General features: G+C 76.2%; 2 protein-coding genes (1 of these 2 running past the window's edge). Both read right to left on the bottom strand.

What is annotated here, in order from left to right; genetic code table 11:
* Nucleotides 1-12,229: the 5' portion of an amino acid adenylation domain-containing protein gene (locus tag AC27L3_RS17550; RefSeq protein WP_487234958.1), read on the bottom strand. 3,257 nt of this gene lie to the left of the window's left edge; only the first 12,229 of its 15,486 coding nucleotides appear in the window; its start codon is at nucleotides 12,227-12,229; the stop codon falls past the left edge of the window.
* On the bottom strand, nucleotides 12,229-18,498 hold the full coding sequence (locus AC27L3_RS17555) for an amino acid adenylation domain-containing protein (RefSeq protein WP_487234959.1): 6,270 nt from the start codon (nucleotides 18,496-18,498) through the stop codon (nucleotides 12,229-12,231). The genes AC27L3_RS17550 and AC27L3_RS17555 overlap by 1 nt, the downstream gene beginning before the upstream one ends.
* Between the last annotated feature and the right edge of the window lie 31 nt (nucleotides 18,499-18,529).

Below are 18,529 nucleotides of genomic sequence, written 5' to 3' on the forward strand. Positions count from 1 at the left end.
CGTCGGCGGCGAGCTCCGTGAGCGCCTCGTGCCACAGGCCGGCCAGTTCCTCGACGTCCCCTTCCGCGAACAGCTCGGCGGGCCAGGTCCAGCGGGCCGCGAGGCGCGCGCCGCCGGGGTGCTCGACCACGCGGACGTCGACGTCGAGGGCGTGGGCGAGCGGCATGGCCGGGTCCTCGAGGACCGTCTCGCGCACCGAGCCCGTGGCGTCGAGCGGCACGGAGCCGTCGGCGAGCGCCGCCGCGCAGGTGCCCCGGTGGCCGAAGCGCACCTGCGGCGCGGCGAGCGGGGCGAGCAGCGGGACCGTCTGCGGGTTGAGGTGGCGCAGCAGTCCGTGGCCCAGGCCGTGGCCGGGGACGGCGGCGAGCTGCTCCTTGACCTGCTTGACCAGGGCCGCCGCGGCGCCGGTGGCCGCCGGTTCGGCGGTGTCGCCGAGGCGGACGGGGTACGGGGCGCCGACGCGGCCCACGGTGCGGGTGACGTCGCCGGCGGCCGGGGTGCGGTCGTCGGCGTCGAGCGCGACCAGGACCGCGCTGCCGCCGGGGCGGCCGCGGCGGGCGCGCCACCGGCCGACGGCGGTGGTCAGGGCGCCCAGCAGGACCTCCTGCACGCCGGTGCCGAAGCGCTCCGGGACGGCGTCCAGCAGGGCGCGGGACTCCTCGGCGCCGAGGGCGACGTCGTGGTGGCGGGCGGTGGCCGCGGTGTCCCGGCTCGGGTCGAGGGGGCGGCCGGCCAGGGGCGCGGTGTCGGTGCCGACGACCTGCGTCCACTGCTCCAGCTCGTCGATCAGGCCGGGGTCGGCGGCCGCGGCGGCGGTGGCCTCGGCCCAGGCCCGGTAGGGGGTGACCACGGGCGGCAGCTGGGGCGTACGGCCCGCGGCCAGGGCCCGGTGGGCGGTGCGCAGGTCCTCGGTGAGGATCCGCCAGGAGGCGGGGTCGGCGGCGAGGTGGTGCACCGCGAGCACCAGGAGGTGGTCCTGCGTCGCGCCGCCGTCGAGCCAGACGGCGTGCAGGACGGTGCCCGCCTCGGGGTCGACGGCGTCGCGGGCGGCGGCCTCCTGCTCGGCGAGCAGGGCGGCCCGGGCGGCGGCGTCCGTGCCGTCGGCGGCGACGCGGGTCACCAGGGCCTCGGCACGGACCTCGGTGCGCGGGAGGACCTCCAGGTTCCACACGAGGTTGCCGGCGCGGCGGTGCAGGCGCAGCCGCAGCGCGTCGTGGTGGTCGAGCAGGGCCTGGACGGTCCCGGTGACCCGCTCGTGCGGGGTGCCCGGGGGCAGGGCGAGGACGGCGGTGGCCACCGAGCGGCCGACGGGGCCGCCGCGTTCGCGCAGGGCGTGCGCGGCCGGGCCGAGCGGGACCTCGCCGGTGCCGGCGTCGTCGGCCGGCGGCTCGGAGGCGGGCTGCGGGCCGGTGGCGGCCGCGGCCAGTTCCTCGATCGTGCGGTGGCGCAGCACGTCGGCGGCCGTGAACTCCACGCCGGCCTCCAGGGCCCGGCTGACCAGCTGGATGGAGACGATGCTGTCGCCGCCCAGGTCGAAGAAGCCGTCGTCGATGGTGACGGTGGCGATGCCGAGCAGGTCGCCGATCAGCTCGCACAGCAGCTGTTCCTTGGCGTCGCGCGGGGCGCGGCCGGTGGTGCGGGTGAGGGGTGCGGGGTCGGGCAGGGCCCGGCGGTCGACCTTTCCGTTGGCGCTGAGGGGGAGTTCGGCGAGCGGGGTGAAGGTGGCGGGGACCATGTACTCGGGCAGCTGCCGCGCCAGGTGCTCGCGCAGCGACTCGGTGGTGGGTGCGGCGCCGGGTGCCGGGACGACGTAGGCGGCGAGCGCCTCGCGGCCGGTGGCGTCGCGGTGGACGGTGACGGCGGTGTGCGCGGCCTCGGGGTGGCCGGCGAGGACGGCCTCGATCTCGCCGAGTTCGATGCGGAAGCCGCGGATCTTGACCTGGTCGTCGGCCCGGCCGGCGAACTCCAGCTCGCCGTCGGCGTTCCAGCGCACCAGGTCGCCGGTGCGGTACAGCCGGCCGCCGGCGGGGCCGAACGGGTCGGCGACGAACCGCTCGGCGGTCAGGCCGGGGCGCCCGAGGTAGCCGCGGGCCAGGCCGTCGCCGGCGAGGTACAGCTCGCCGGTGACGCCGGCCGGGACCGGGCGCAGGAAGGCGTCGAGCACATAGGCCCGGGTGTTCCACAGCGGCGTTCCGATGGGCGGGTGCACCGCTCCGGTCTGCGGCCGGCTCATGGTGGCGGCGACGGTGGCCTCGCTGGGCCCGTAGGCGTTGATCAGCCGACGGCCGCGGGACCAGTGGGCGACCTGGTCGGGCGGGCAGGCCTCGCCGCCGACGGCGAGGGTGCGCAGGGTGGGCAGGTCGGTGCGGGGCAGGGTGGCCAGGACACCGGCGGTCACCTGCAGGTGGGTGATGCCGTGTTCGGTGACGAGCGCGGCCAGTTCCTCGCCGGCCGGGGACCGGTGGCCCTGCGGCAGGACGAGCGTGGCACCGGTGAGCAGGGCGGTGGCCAGGTCGGCGACGGAGACGTCGAAGCTGGGCGAGACGGCCTGCAGGATGCGGCTGGTGGCGTCGACGGCGAACCGCTCGGCGTGCGCTCCGGCCAGGCTCGCGATGCCGCGGTGCGTGACGAGGACGCCCTTGGGGCGGCCGGTGGAGCCGGAGGTGTAGATGACGTACGCCGGGTGGTCCAGGTGCAGCGGGCGGGTGCGGTCGGCGTCGGCCGGGTCGGTGGCGGGCAGGGCGGCGAGCGCCTTGCGCACGTCGGGCGCGTCGACGGCGGTGACGGGCACGGGCCCGTCCTGGGCGAAGCCGTCGGCCGGCGCGGTGGTCAGGACGAGGGCCGGGCGGGCGTCGCCGGTGAGGTAGGCGATGCGCTCGGCCGGGTAGCCGGGGTCGACCGGGACGTAGGCGGCGCCGGCCTTGAGGACGCCGAGGGTGACGGCGAGCCACTCCGGCGAGCGCGGGACGGCCACGACCACGCGGTCCTCCGGCCCGATGCCGCGGCCGATGAACCAGTGCGCCCACCGGTTGGCCCGCTCGTTGAGCTCGGCGTACGTCAGCTGCTCGGTGCCGGCCAGCACGGCCGGGTGGCCGGGCGCGGCGGCCGCGCGCTGCTCGAACAGGGCCGGGAAGGTCGCGGCCGGGACCTCGCGGGCGGTGTCGTTCACCTCGTCCAGCAGCCGGTGCCGCTCGGCCGGCGGGAGCAGGTCGATGCGGCTGACGGGCAGCTGCGGGTCGGTGGCGACCGCATCGAGCAGGGCGGCGTAGCGGGCGGCCAGCGAGTGGGCGGTGTCCTCGTCGAACAGGTCGGTGCGGTAGCTGAGCAGGCCGCGCAGCCCGGCGGGCCGGCCGTCCTCGCCGAGGGTCTCGGCCAGTTCCAGGCCGAGGTCGGTCTTGGCCGAGGTGAGGGCGATGTCGGCGGGCTCGGCCGCGAGGCCCGGCAGCTCCAGGCGCGCCGCGGCGTTGTTCTGGAAGGCCAGGAAGACCTGGAACAGCGGGGTGTGCGCGGTGGAGCGGGCCGGGGCGAGCGCGTCGACCAGCCGCTCGAACGGCAGGTCCTGGTGGGCGTACGCGGCCAGGTCGGCGGCGCGGACCCGGGCCAGGAGCTCGGTGAAGGCGGGGTCGCCGGAGACGTCGGTGCGCAGCACGAGGGTGTTGACGAAGAAGCCGACGAGCTCCTCCAGCGCCTCGTCGCCGCGGCCGGCCACGGCCGTGCCGACGGGGATGTCGGTGCCGCAGCCGAGCCGGGTGAGCAGGGCGGCCAGGGCCGCCTGGGCGACCATGAACAGGCTCACCTGGTGGGTGCGGGCCAGCTCGGCGAGGCGGGCGTGCAGGGCGGCGTCGAGGGTGAACTCGACGGTGGCGCCCTCGGAGGATGCCTCGGCCGGCCGGGGCCGGTCGGTGGGCAGCTCCAGCGTCGCCGGCGCGCCCTCGAGGGTTTCGCGCCAGAAGGCCAGTTGCCGTGCGGCGAGGCTGTCCGGGTCGTTCTCGTCGCCGAGCAGTTCCTGCTGCCACAGGGCGTAGTCCGCGTACTGCACGGGCAGCGGCGCGAAGGCCGGGGCCCGTCCGGCGTGCCGGGCGGCGTAGGCGGTGGACAGGTCCCGGGCGAGGGGGGCGTTGGACCAGCCGTCGGAGGCGATGTGGTGGACGTTGAGCAGCAGGACGTGCTCGGTGGCGGAGACGGTGAACAGCACGGCCCGCAGCGGGAGGTCGCCGGCCAGGTCGAAGCCGCGGGCGGCCTCCCGGCGCAGCGCCTCTGCGAGCTCCTCGGGGCCGGTGTGCACGGTCTGCAGCGGCACGCGGGCGTCCGCCGGGGCGAGGATCTGCTGGCGCGGGACGCCCCGGGTGTCGGGGAAGACGGTGCGCAGGCTCTCGTGCCGGGCGACGACGTCGGCGACGGCCGCTTCCAGGGCGCCGGTGTCGAGGCGGCCGGTCAGGCGGACGGCGATGGGGATGTTGTACGCGGCGGAGGGGCCCTCCAGCCGGCCGAGGAACCACAGGCGGCGCTGGGCGAAGGACAGCGGGATCTCCTCGGGTCGCTTCCCGGCGGCCGGGGCCGGGCGCTCGGTGCCGGCCCCGCCGCCGAGGCGGGCGGCGAGCCGGGCGGGCGTGGGTGCCTCGAAGACGGCGCGCACGTCGACCTCGGCGCCGAAGGCCGAGCGGACCCGGCTCAGCAGCCGTACGGCGGACAGGGAGTTGCCGCCGAGGGCGAAGAAGTCGTCGTCCACGCCCGTCTCCGGCAGGTCGAGGACCTGTGCGAACAGGGCGCACAGGATCTCCTCCTGCGGGGTGCGCGGGGCGCGGGCGGTGCCTGCGGCGGTGAACTCCGGCTCGGGCAGTGCCGCGCGGTCCAGCTTGCCGTTGACGGTCAGCGGCAGCGCGGGCAGCACCACGACGGCATCGGGCACCAGGTACTCGGGCAGGGTCAGGGCGAGCCGCTCGCGCAGCGCCGCACCGTCGAGCGCGGTGTCCTCGGCGGGCACGGCGTAGGCGAGCAGGCGGGCGCCGCCGTCGCCGCCGTCGCGCACGACGACGGCCTGGGCGGCGACGCCGGGCAGCGCGGCGACGGCCGCGGCGACCTCGCCGAGCTCGACGCGGTGGCCGCGGATCTTGACCTGGTCGTCGGCGCGGCCGGCGAAGACGAGGTTGCCGTCGGGCAGCCGGCGGGCCAGGTCGCCGGTGCGGTACATCCGGGCGCCGGCCGGTCCGTGCGGGTCGGCGGTGAAGCGCTCGGCGGTCAGGCCGGGGCGGCCGAGGTAGCCGCGGGCCAGGCAGGCGCCGGCGAGGTAGAGCTCGCCGGTCACGCCGTCCGGCACCGGGCGCAGCGCCGCGTCCAGGACGTACGCCCGGACGTTGCCCTGCGGCCGGCCGATGGGCACGGCGCCGGCGGGCAGGGGCGTGCCGGGCTCGATGCGGTACTCGGTGGCGTTGACGGTGGCCTCGGTGGGGCCGTAGACGTTCCAGACGGTGGCGTCCGGATGCCGTTCGCGCCAGGGTGCGAGGGCCTCGCCGAGCAGGGCCTCGCCGCCGAGGAGGAGTTCGCCGGCGGGCGAGTACGCCTCGGGCAGGGCGCCCAGCAGCGGCAGGTGGCTGGGGGTGGCCTTCATGAAGGTGACGGGGGCCGCGGCCAAGCGGCCGGTGAGCTGCGCGTCCTCCTCCAGGGCGGCGATCAGCACGGTGCCGCCGACGGTGAGCGGGGTGAACAGCGCGGTGACGGTGAGGTCGAAGGAGACCGGCGAGTGCAGCAGCGCGCGGCCGGCCGCGCCGGGGTAGACCAGGGAGGTCCAGCCCAGGTAGTCGACGACGGAGCGGTGCTCGACCACCACGCCCTTGGGGCGGCCGGTGGAGCCGGAGGTGTAGATGACGTACGCCGGGTGGGCGGGGGTCAGGGGCGCGGGGCGGTCGGCGTCGGTGAGGGCGGCGGCCGAGTGGCCGGCGAGGTCCTCTTCCTCCGGCACCAGGCGCTCGATGCCGCTCTCCGGCAGGGCGCCGGCGGCCTCGCGGGTGGTGACCACCAGGCGGGGCCGGGCGTCGGCGAGCAGGTAGGCGATGCGCTCGGCCGGGTAGGCCGGGTCCACGGGCACGTACGCGGCACCCGACTTGAGCACGGCGAGGAGGGTGACGACGAGCTCGGCCGAGCGGGGCATGGCCACGGCCACCAGCTGCTCGGGGCCTGCGCCCCGGGCGAGCAGGAGGCGGGCGAGGCGGTTGGCGCGGGCGTCGAGCTCGGCGTAGGTGAGCTCGGTGCCGGCCGCGTCGGCCAGGGCGATCGCGTCGGGGGTGCGCCGGGCCTGGGCCTCGATCAGCTCGGGCACCACGGCCGTGGAGGCCGGTACGGCGACGCCGGTCGCGGCGGCCGTGATGCGGGCGTGCTCCTGCTCGTCGAGCAGGGCGAGCCGGCCGACGGGGGTGTGCGGGGCGGTGACGAACGTCTGCAGCACGCTGCGCAGCTGCCGGGTCAGGGAGCCGACGAGGCCCTCGTCCAGCAGGTCGGCGCGGTAGTACCAGTTGAGGACGGTGTGCTGCTCGTCCTGCATCACCACCATGCCCAGCGGGTAGTGGTTGTCGCCCTTGGTGTCGACCTCGGACAGGGCCAGGCCGTGGGCCTCCTGCCGGTCGTCGGTGGGGAAGTTCTCGAAGACGACGGCGGTGTCGAAGAGGGTGGGCAGGCCCGCGGTACGCTGGATGTCGGCCAGACCCAGGTAGTGGTGGGCGAGCAGGTCCACACGCCGTTCCTGGACGCGGGAGAGCGTGCCCAGCAGGGAGGCGGCGGGGTCGACCTGCACCCGCACGGGGACGGTGTTGCTGAACAGGCCGACCATCGACTCCACGCCGGGCAGCTCGGCCGGCCGGCCGGAGACGGTCTCGCCGAAGAGCACGTCGTCGCGGCCGGTCAGACCGGCCAGCACGATGCCCCAGGCGCCCTGGACGACGGCGTTGACGGTCAGTCCGTGGCTGCGGGCGGCCGCGGTCAGGGCGGTGTGCAGCTCCTCGGGCAGCTCGTCGGCGATGCGCCCGGGCAGCGCCGCGGGGTGGGCGGCGGCGCCGGGGGCGACGAGGGTGGGCTCCTCGACGCCGGCCAGGGCGGTGCGCCACGCCTCCTCGGCGGCGGTGCGGTCCTGGGCGGCGAGCCAGGCGAGGTAGTCCTTGTACGGGGCGACCGGCGGCAGCGCGGAGGCGTCGCCGCGCCGCCCGTACAGCTCGAAGAGCTCACCGGCGAGGACCGGCGCCGACCAGCCGTCGAGCAGCAGGTGGTGGGCGGCGAACAGCAGCCGGTGGGTGTCGGGGCCGAGCTTGATGAGGGTGAAGCGCAGCAGGGGCGGGTGCTCGGGGTCGAAGCGGTGGGCGCGCTCGGCGGTCAGCAGCCGGTCGAGTTCGGCGCGCTGCTCCTCCTCGCCGAGGTGGGACAGGTCCTGCTCGGCCCAGGGCAGTTCGACCGCGGCCGGCACCAGCTGGACGGGCGTGCCGTCGGCGGTGCGGTGGAAGCAGGCGCGCAGGCTGGCGTGCCGCTCCAGCAGGGCGGCGACGGCGGCGCGCAGCGCCTCGGTGTCCAGCTCGCCGCGCACGTCCAGGGCGAGGCGGGTGATGTAGACGTCCTCGGCCTGCTGGTCGTACTCGGTGTGGAAGAGCAGGCCCTCCTGCAGCGGGGAGAGCGGCCAGATGTCGCTCAGCTGCGGCCGGGCCTTCTCCAGGCGGCCGATCTCCTCCTGGGTGAGGTCGACCAGCGGCAGGTCGGAGGGGACCAGGCCGCCGGCGGTGGGCTCGGCGGCGGCCTCGACGAGGGCGCGCAAGCCCGTGAACCACGCCTCGGCCAGCTGCCGCACGTCGTGCTCGGTGAGCAGCTCGCCGGGCCAGGTCCAGGTGGCGGCCAGGCGCGGGCCGTCGGCGTGGGTCTCGGTGACGGCGTTGGCGGTCAGGGCGTACGGCAGCGGGGTGGCCGCATCGGCGCCGCCGCCCAGGCCGCTCTCCCCCGCCTCGCCGTCGCCGCCGATGCGGCCGAGGTAGTTGAAGCCGATCTGCGGCTCGGGGTACTTGGCGAGCTGCACGGCGGTGCGCGGGTTGAGGTAGCGCAGCAGGCCGAAGCCGATGCCGTTGTCGGGGATGGCCCGCAGCTGTTCCTTGACGGCCTTCAGGGCGCCGACGAGGGCCTCGGGGGTGCCGGCCGCGGCGGCCGCGCCCGGGTCGAGGCGCACGGGGTAGAGGCTGGTGAACCAGCCGACGGTGCGCGAGAGGTCGGCGCCGTCGAGGATGTCCTCGCGGCCGTGGCCCTCCAGGCCGACGAGCACGGCGGAGTCCTCGCCCACGCCGCGGTCGCGGCGCCAGCCGGCGACGGCGACGGCGAGCGCGGTGAGCAGCACGTCGTTGATCTGCGCGGTGAACGCGGCCGGGACGCGGCCCAGCAGCGGCTCGGTGATCTCGGCGGGCAGGTGCACGGTGAGGTGGGCCGCGCCGGCGAGGGTGTCGCGCTGCGGGTCGAGCGGGCGGTCGGTCAGCAGCGGGTCGTCAGTGGCGAGGATCTCGCGCCACAGGGGCAGTTCGCGCAGGCGGGCGCTCTCGCCGGCGGCCGCGGTCAGGTGCTGGGCCCAGCGGCGGAAGGAGGTGCCGACGGGCTCGGGGGTGAAGGAGGTGCCCCGGGCGGCGGCCTCCAGGGCGGCGGAGACCTCGGGCAGCAGGATGCGCCAGGAGACGCCGTCGACGGACAGGTGGTGGACGACCAGCAGCAGCCGGCCGGGGGCGGACGCCCCGGCGTCCAGCCAGACGGCCTGGACCATGCGGCCGGCCTCGGCGTCGAGGCGCTGCTGGGCGGCGGCGAACTCCCGCTCGGCGGCCGCGCGCAGGGCGTCCTCGTCCAGGCCGGCGACGTCGGCGCGGTGCAGGCACGCGGCGGCGGGGACGGTGCCGGGTGCGGTGATCTCCAGCGTCCACTCGCCGATGTCCTCGATGCGGGTGAGCTTGATCCGCAGCGCGTCGTGGTGGTCGAGGAAGGTCTGCAGGACGGCGGTGACGCGCTCGGTGTCCAGGCCCGCGGGCACCGGCAGCGACATGGCCTGGCTGAAGCGGGGGTCGGGGCCGCTGTGTTCGCTGAACCAGTGGACGATCGGGGTCAGGGGCACCGCGCCGACGCCGTCGGAGGGGGCGCGGCGGCGCGCCGGGGCGGTGGCCTCGGTGGCGACGGCGGCGAGCGCCTCGACGGTCTTGTGGGTGAACACGTCGCGGGGCGTGAAGCGCAGGCCCGCCTTGCGGGCGCGGCTGATGAGCTGGATGGAGCCGATGCTGTCGCCGCCGAGCTCGAAGAAGCTCTGGTCGACGGCGACCTTCTCCAGGCCCAGGACCTCGGCGAAGAGGGTGGCGAGCAGCTCCTCGCGCGCGCCCTCGGGGGCGCGGCCGGCGGCTGCGGCGAACTGCGGGGCGGGCAGGGCCTTGCGGTCCAGCTTGCCGTTGACGGTCAGCGGCAGCGCGTCGAGGGGGACGACGAGGGCGGGGACCATGTACTCGGGCAGGACGGCGGCGACGTGCTCGCGCAGGGCGTCGGTGTCCAGGGGGCCCGCGGCGGGCACGGCGTAGGCGACGAGCTGCTTGACGCCCGGCTGGGCCTCGTGGGCGACGACGGCGGCCGCGGCGACGGCCTCGTGCCGGGCGAGGACGTTCTCGATCTCGCCGAGCTCGATGCGGAAGCCGCGGATCTTGACCTGGTCGTCGGCGCGGCCGACGAACTCCAGCTGGCCGTCCGCGCGCAGCCGCACCAGGTCGCCGGTGCGGTACATCCGCTCCCCCGGCGCGCCGAACGGGTCGGCGACGAAGCGCTCGGAGGTCAGGGCGGGCCGGCCGAGGTAGCCGCGGGCCAGGCCGGCCCCGGCGACGTACAGCTCGCCGGCGGTGCCCTGCGGCACCAGGCGCAGGGCGCCGTCGAGGACGTAGGCGCGCGTGTCGTGCACGGGGGCGCCGATCGGCGGGGTCTGGCCGGTGGCCTCCAGCGGTGTGCTGATGGAGACGGCGACGGTCGACTCGGTGGGTCCGTAGGCGTTGACCATGCGGCGGCCGGGGGCCCAGCGGGCCACGAGCTCCGGCGAGGTGGCGTCGCCGCCGACGATCAGGCAGGCGAAGGCGGGCAGTTCGGCGGCGGGCACGCTGGCGAGTGCGGCCGGCGGGATGAGGGCGTGGGTGACGGCGCGGGTGGCGAGGACGTCGGCGAGCGGCTCGCCGGCCAGCGGCCCGGGCTCCGGGACGACGAGGGTGGCGCCGCTGGTCAGCGCCAGGCACAGCTCCAGGACGGAGGCGTCGAAGCTGGGCGAGGAGAACTGCAGGACGCGGCTGTGTTCGTCCGCGGCGAAGCGCTCGCGCTCGGTGGCGGCGAACGCGGCGAGGCCGGCGTGGGTGACGACGACGCCCTTGGGCACACCGGTGGAGCCGGAGGTGTAGATGACGTACGCGGGCGAGGCGAGGGTGAGCGGCCCGGCGGGGACCGGCAGGTCGGCTGCGGCGGCCGGCTCGTCGAGCCGGATCGCCCGGGTGCCGTCGGGCACCGCACCGGCGTACGCGGAGGTGGTCAGGGCCACGGCCGGACGGGCGTCGCCGAACATGAACGCGATGCGCTCGGCCGGGTAGTCGGGGTCGACGGGCAGGTAGGCGGCGCCGGCCTTCATCACGGCCAGGGAGGCGACGACCGACTCGACCGAGCGGCCGAGCACCAGGGCCACCGTCTGCTCGGGGCCCACGCCCAGGGCGGCCAGGCGGGCGGCCAGCTCGTCGGTGCGCTCGGCCAGTTCGGCGTAGGTCAGCGAGGTGCCGGCGGCCTCGACGGCGATGGCGTCCGGGGTACGGGCGACCTGGGCGGCGAACAGCTGGGGGAAGGTGGCGGGGGTGACGGCCGGGCCTGCGTCGCGGGCGGCGAGAAGGCGCTCGCGCTCGCCGTCGGTGAGCAGGTTCAGGCCGGCCACCGTGCGCGCGGGATCCTCGGTGAGGGTGTGCAGCAGCCGCACCAGGCGGTCGCCGACGACCTCCACCTGCTCACGGTCGAAGAGGTCGGGGCGGTAGTTCAGCAGCAGCCGCAGCCGTCCCTCGTGGACGTGGGAGACCAGGCACAGCGGGTAGTGGTTGGCGTCCAGGACGTCGAAGCCGTCGATGGTCAGCCCGCCGGCGAGGTCGCGCAGGTCCTGCAGGTCGAAGGGGAAGTTCTCGAACGCCACGTAGGTGTCGAAGAGTTCGGGGTGGCCGGAGAGCCGGTGGATGTCGCGCATGCCCGTGAACTGGTGGGCGGACATCTCCAGGTGCTCGGCCTGCAGCCGGGCCAGGACGTCGCGCAGCGAGTCGCCGTTGTGCAGGCGCACCCGCACCGGGAGGGTGTTGATGAGCATGCCGACCATGCGCTCGACGCCGGGGGCCTCCGGCGGCCGGCCGGAGACGACGGTGCCGAAGACGACGTCGTCGCGGCCGGTGAGGACCGACAGCAGCAGCGCCCAGGAGCCGTGCACGGCGCTGGAGAAGGTCAGGTCGCTGGAGCGCAGCCGGGCCGAGAGCGCCTCGGTCTCCTGCACCGACAGCTCCACGGCGAGCTGCCGGGGGTGGACCACGGCGCGGCCGGGGTCGGAGGGCACCAGCCGGGTGGGTGCGTCGATGCCGGCGAGGGCCTCGCGCCAGGCGTTCTCGGCGGCCTTGTGGTCCTGCCGGGCGAGGTGGGCCAGGTGCTGGCGGAAGGGGGTGACCGGCGGCAGGACGGAGGCGTCGCCGCCGGCCGCGTAGGTCTCGAAGAGCTCGCCGAGCAGGACGGAGGTGGACCAGCCGTCGAGCAGGATGTGGTGGAAGGTGCACAGCAGGCGCCAGGAGTCGTCGGCGAGCCGCAGCAGCCGGTAGCGCATCAGCGGCGGGCGGGCGAGGTCGAAGGGGTGGGCCTTCTCCTCGGCCTGGATGCGGGCCGCCTCGGCCTCGCGCCCGGTGGCGTCGAGGGCGCGCAGGTCGTCCTCCTGCCAGGGCAGGTCGGCCTGCCGGGCGACGACCTGCACGGGCCGGCTCTGCTTGGGGTGCAGGAAGCCCACCCGCAGGTTGGCGTGGCGGTCCAGCAGCGCCTGGGCGGTGGTGCGCAGCGTCGGTGCGTCGAGGCCACCGCCGAGGTCGAGCACGACCTGCACGGTGTAGACGTCGTCGCCGGTCTCGTCGTACAGCGCGTGGAAGAGCAGCCCCTCCTGGAGCGGGGACAGCGGAAGGATGTCCTCGGGACCCGGCTTCGTCATTACAGCGTCCTCCACTCGGCTTCGAGGCCGTCGATCTCGTCTTGGGAAAGCTCCACCAGCGCCAGGTCCGACGGACTCCAGCCGCCGGCGTCGGGCCGGTCGGCGTGGTCGGTCAGGGCGCGCAGGGCGCGGAAGAAGGTGTCCGCCAGTTCGCGGACGGCGGGTTCGGGCAGCAGCCGGCCGGGCCAGGTCCAGGTGGCCACCAGGCGCGGTCCGTCGGGGTGGTCGTGGACGACCGCGTTGATCTCCAGCAGGTGGGACAGGGGCAGGTCGGCGCCCTCGGCGAGGACCTCGTCGGTCTCGGGGGCCGGGCTCCAGTCGCCGCCGGGGGCCGGGCTGCGGCCCAGGTAGTTGAAGAGCACGTCGGCGCTGGCCAGGGCGGCCAGGCGCGGTGCGGTGTGCGGGTCGAGGTGGCGCAGCAGCCCGTGGCCGAGGCCGGCGTCGGGCGCGGCGCGCAGCTGTTCCTTCACGGCGCGCAGGGCCCGGCCGGCCTCGGGGCCGGCGGCCCAGACGTCGGCCCGGTCGGTGACGCCGGTGGCCAGGCGTGCGGGGTGGATGGTGGTGAACCAGCCGACGGTCCGGCTGAGGTCGAGGCCGTCGGCGATGTCCTGCCGGCCGTGGCCCTCGACGTCGACCAGGAGGCCGTCGGCGCCGCCTTGGCCGCGGCGCTCGCGCCAGTGCTCGACGGCCAGGGTCAGGGCGGTCAGCAGCACTTCGTGGACGCCGGCGTTCAGGGCGCCGGGGGCGGTGTGCAGCAGGGGTCCGGTGACCTCGGGCGGCAGGGTGTGGGTCAGGTGCCGGGCGGCGAAGGCGGTGTCGAGCTCCGCGTCCAGCGTGCGGTCGGTCAGCCGCGGGGCGGGCAGGCGCAGGACGTCGGCCCACAGCTCCGCCTCGCCCGCGCGCTCGGCGGCCTGCTCGGTGAGCAGCTGCGCCCAGTGGCGCAGCGGGGTGCCGACGGGGGCGAGCTGCGGTGTCTTGCCCTCGGCCGCCGCCTCCCATGCGGCCCGCAGGTCGGGCAGCAGGACGGTCCAGGAGACGCCGTCGACGACCAGGTGGTGGACGGCCAGCAGCAGGCGCCCGGGGGCGGCTCCGGCGTCGAACCAGACGAGTTGGGCCATCACCCCGGCGTCCGGGGCGAGTCGGCCCCAGGCGGCGCGGGCCTCGTGGGCGATCAGTGCGCGCAGGGCGGCGGCGTCCAGGCCGGCGGCGTCCACGCGGCGCACGAGTCCGGCGGCGGCCACGCTGCCGGGGGCGGTGATCTCGTACGTCCAGCGCTCGCCGCCGCGGTCGCGGCGGGTGCGCAGGGCGTCGTGGGTGTCGAGCAGGGCCTGCAGGGCGGTGGCCAGGTGCTGCTCGCCCAGGGCGGGAGGCACCCGGAGCAGGGCCGACTGGTGGAAGGCGTCGGCGTCGCCGCCGCGCTCCTCCAGCCAGCGCATGACGGGCGTGGCGGGCAGCGGGCCGGTGCCGGCCTGCTGTGCGGCCTCGGCCGCCGGCGTCGCCGCGGCGACCGCCGCGGCCAGGGCCGCGACCGTCTTGAGCTCGAAGACCTCCTTCGGGGTCAGCTGCAGGCCCAGCCGGCGGGCGCGGGCGACGAGCTGGATGGAGACGATGCTGTCGCCGCCCAGTTCGAAGAAGCTGTCGTCGACGCCGATCTCCTCGCGGCCGAGGACGTCGGCGAACAGGCCGGCCAGGGTCTCCTCCAGCGGGGTGCGCGGCGCCGCGTCCTGCCCGGCCGCGCCCTCGAACTGCGGGGCGGGCAGGGCCCCCCGGTCCAGCTTGCCGTTGGGGGTCAGCGGCAGGTCGTCCAGGACGACGACGGCGGCCGGCACCATGTGGGCGGGCAGCGGGCCCGCGGCGTGGGCGAGGACGCCGGCCTCGTCGAGGGTGGTGCCGTCGGCGGGCACGACGTAGCCGACGAGCTGCTTGTGGCCGGGGGTGTCCTCGCGCACGGTGGCGGCGGCGCGCGAGACGCCGGGGTGGCGGGCGAGGACGGCCTCGACCTCGCCGAGTTCGATGCGGAAGCCGTGCAGCTTGATCTGGTCGTCGGTGCGGCCGAGGTACTCCAGCTCGCCGTCGGCGCGCCAGCGTCCCACGTCGCCGGTGCGGTACATGCGGGCGCCGGGCGGGCCGTAGGGGTCGGCGACGAACCGCTCGGCGGTCAGCGCGGGCCGGCCCAGGTAGCCGCGGGCCAGCTGGCCGCCGCCGATGTAGATCTCGCCCGCCACGCCCGGCGGCAGCGGCGTCAGGGCCGCGTCCAGGACATGGATGGTGGAGTTCCACATGGGCCGGCCGATGGGCACCGGGCCGCCGGGGACGTCCTCGTCCGGGCCGATGCGGTACTCCACGCAGCCGACGGTGGCCTCGGTCGGGCCGTACTCGTTGACGACCGTGATCCCGGGCCGCACCCGGCGCAGCTCGTCCACGACCTCGCCCAGCAGCATCTCGCCGCCGACGACCAGTTCGCCGGTGGGGGCGAACTCCTCGGGCAGCACGCCCAGCAGGGCCAGGTGGGAGGGGGTGGCCTTGAGGAAGGCCGGGCGCGGTGCGCCGGTGCCGGGGCCCTCCAGGGCGGTGACGCGTACCGCGCCGCCGGTGATCAGCGGGGCGTACAGGGCGGTGACGGTCAGGTCGAAGGAGACCGGCGAGTGCAGCAGGGCGCCGCCGGCCACCGACGGGTAGCGCTCGCGGGCGTAACTCAGGTAGACGGCCACCGACCGGTGGGTCACCACGACGCCCTTGGGGCGGCCGGTGGAGCCGGAGGTGTAGATGACGTACGCCGGGTGGTCGAGGTCGAGCGGGCGGGTGCGGTCGTCGTCGCGCACGTCGTGACCGGGTGCGGCGTGCTCGGCGGTCACGTCGAGGACGGGCAGGCCGGCGGGGACGGCGTCGCGGGTGGCGGGGGCGGCCACGACGAGGGCGGGGGCGGAGTCGGTGAGCATGTAGGCGACGCGCTCGGCCGGGTAGTCGGGGTCGACCGGGACGTAGGCGGCACCGGACTTCAGCACCGCCAGCAGCGCGACGACCAGGTCGGCCGAGCGGGGCAGCAGCACCGCGACGCGCTCCTCGGGGCCGGCGCCGGCGGCGATCAGCGCGTGCGCGAGCCGGTTGGCGCGGGCGTTGAGCTCGGCGTACGTCCAGCTCTGCGCGCCCTCGGCGAGGGCGACGGCGCCGGGGGTGCGGGCGGCCTGCGCCTCGAAGAGGGCGGGCAGCGGCGCCTCGGGCTCCACCACGGGGGCCCGGTTGAACGCGCGGGTGACCTGGTGGCGTTCGCCGGCGGTCAGCACGTCGATGTCGGCGAGGCGGGTGCCGCTGTCGGCGGTGAAGGCCTCCAGCACCCGCACCAGGCGGCCGCTCATCGCCTCGATGGTGGCCCGGTCGAACAGGTCGGTGCTGTACTCCAGGCGCCCGCCGATGCCGGCCGGGGCCTCGTGGCCGGCGGACCGCTCGTCGAGGCCGAACAGCAGGTCGATCTTGGTGACGCCGGGGTCGACCTGCTGGGGGGTCGCGACCAGGCCCGGCAGCTCCAGCGTGGACTCGGCCGGGGTCTGGACGTCCATCATGACCTGGAACAGCGGGTTGCGGGCCAGGGAGCGCTCGGGGTTGAGCGCCTCGACGAGCCGCTCGAAGGGCACGTCCTGGTGGGCGTGCGCGGCCAGCGCCATCTCGCGGGCGCGGTCGATCAGTTCGGCGACGGTGGGGTTGCCGGAGACGTCGTTGCGGTAGACGACGGTGTTGACGAAGCAGCCGACGAGGTCGTCCAGGCGGGTGTCGCCGCGGCCGGCCACCGCGCTGCCCAGCGGGATGTCGGTGCCGGCGCCGAGCTTGCTCAGCAGGACGGCCACCGCGCTCTGCAGCACCATGAACAGGCTCGCGCCGCGGGCGCGGGCGAGGTCGGCGAGGCGGCCGTGCAGGGCCGGGGGGATCTCGAAGCGGACGATGTCGCCGCGCTGGCTCGGCACGCTCGGCCGGGGCCGGTCCAGCGGCAGGTCGAGCTCCTCGGGCAGGCCGGCGAGGGTGCGCGTCCAGTGCGCGAGCTGCCGGCCCAGGGGGCTGTCGGGGTCGCCGTCGTCGCCGAGGACCTCGTGCTGCCACAGCGTGTAGTCGGCGTACTGCACGGGCAGCGGCGCGAACTGCGGGGCCTCGCCGGCCGTACGGGCGGTGTAGGCGCGGCCCAGGTCGCGGGCGAGGGGGGCCAGCGACAGCCCGTCGGCGACGATGTGGTGCAGCACGACGAGCAGGACGTGGTCCTCGGGGCCGAGGACCAGCAGCCGGGGGCGTACGGCGAGGCCGGCGGTGAGGTCGAAGCCCTCGGCGACGACCGCGGCGACGGTGGCGTCGAGGTCGGCGGGGTCGGTGGCCTGCTCCTGCAGCGCGACCCGGCGGGCGGCGTCCTGCGGGGAGAGGATCTCCTGCCGGGGCCGGCCGTCGGTCTCGGGGAAGTAGGTGCGCAGCGACTCGTGGCGGGTGAGGACGTCCTCGACGGCGCGGGCGAGCGCGGCGCGGTCCAGGCGGCCCGTCAGGCGCAGGGCCAGGCCCATGTTGTAGGCGCCGGAGGGGCCCTGGAGGCGGTTGACCAGCCACAGCCGCTGCTGGGTGAGGGAGAGCGGCAGGGCGTCCGGGCGGGCCAGCGGCGCGAGCGGCAGCCGCCGGGTGCCGGAGCCGTCCAGGAGGGCGAGCAGGCCCGCGGGGGTGGGCGACTCGAAGACGGTGCGGATGGACAGCTCGCTGCCGAACTCCTCGCGGATGCGGCCGAGCAGGCGGATGGCGGTCAGGGAGTGTCCGCCCAGCTCGAAGAAGTTGTCGTCCATGCCGACCCGGTCGGCCTTGAGCACCTCGGCCAGCAGGGCGCACAGGGCCTCCTCGCGCGGGGTGCCGGGGGCGCGGTAGGCGGCGCGCGGGCCCGTGCCGGTGTTCTGCTGCGCGGGCTGTGCGGCCGGCGGCGTCCACTGGGCCGGTACGGCCAGCGGGACGCTCTCCAGTGCGGCGCCCGGCTCGGTGGCCGCGAGGGCGGCGAGGAAGCCGGTGAGCGCCTCGCCGTGGGCGGCGACCGCCTCGGGGGTGTAGAGGTCGGCGTTGGCGTGGAAGTCGATCAGGAAGCCGTCGCCGGGGGCGCGGTTGTCGACGATGAGGGAGAGGTCCTCCTCCGGGCCGACCGAGAAGCCGCGCACGGTGGCCGGGTGGCCGGCGAAGTCCAGCGGCTCGCCGTACATGATGAGGTTGACCTCGGGGCCCCACAGCCGCTTGCGGTCGCCGACCAGGCCGAGGTCGCGGTGGATGTCCTCGTAGCGGTAGCGCTGGTGGCGCAGGGCGCCGTGCAGCTCGTCGCTGACCGCGCGCAGGAAGTCCGCGACGGTCTCCTGCGGACGCGGGCGCACGCGCACGGGCAGGGCGTTGGAGACCATGCCGGGGGTGCGCCGGGCCGCCTCGCCGCTGCGGGCGGCGGCCGCCAGGCCCAGGACGATGTCGTCGGCGCCGGTGAGGCGGTGCAGGTAGCCGGCGATGCCGGCGACGACGACGGCCGGCCAGCTGACGCGCACCTCGCGGGCGAGGTCGCGCAGGGCCTCGGCGACGGCGCCGTCGACCTCGCCGGCCTGCCGCACGTGGTCGGTGGGCACGCGCTCGGGGCGCGGGGCCAGGCTCACCGGCTCGCCGGCACCGGCCAGGCGCCCGGTCCAGAACTGCCCGTCGAGGGCGAACTGTTCGCCGGCGCGGTAGGCGGCGTCCTGCTCGACGAGCTCGCGCAGGGTGCCGAAGGTGCCGGGCAGGGCGGTGCGCCCGGTGGCCAGGGCGGTGTACAGGGCGGCGACCCGGCCGGCGATCAGCGACCAGCTGTAGCCGTCGACGAGGGCGTGGTGCACCTTGCTGAACCAGGTCCAGCGGTCGCGGGCGAGCTTGATCAGCGCGAAGGTGAACAGCGGCCCGGCCTTCAGGTCGACCGGCGCCGCCACCCGCTGCAGCATCCACTCCTCCGCCGCGGCCGCGGGGTCGGGGCGGTCGCTGACGTCCAGGCTGTGCAACTGCCAGTCCAGGTCGGGCAGTACGGTCTGCACCGGTCCGTCGGGACCGTCGTGGAAGCGCACGCGCAGCGCGTCGGTCTCGTCGACCGTCCGGCGCAGGGCGGCGCCGAAGGCGGCCGCATCGACCTCACCCGTGATCTCCACGCATTCGGCGATGGAGTACATCGGGTTTTCCGGGTTCACCTGCTGGGCCAGCCACATTCCGTACTGAGCGGCCGTCAGTGGCAATTGGAGTCCATTCCGATCGGCCATGTGCCATTCACTCCGATTGATGAGACGCATC

This window comes from Streptomyces sp. PKA51, assembly GCF_057552455.1.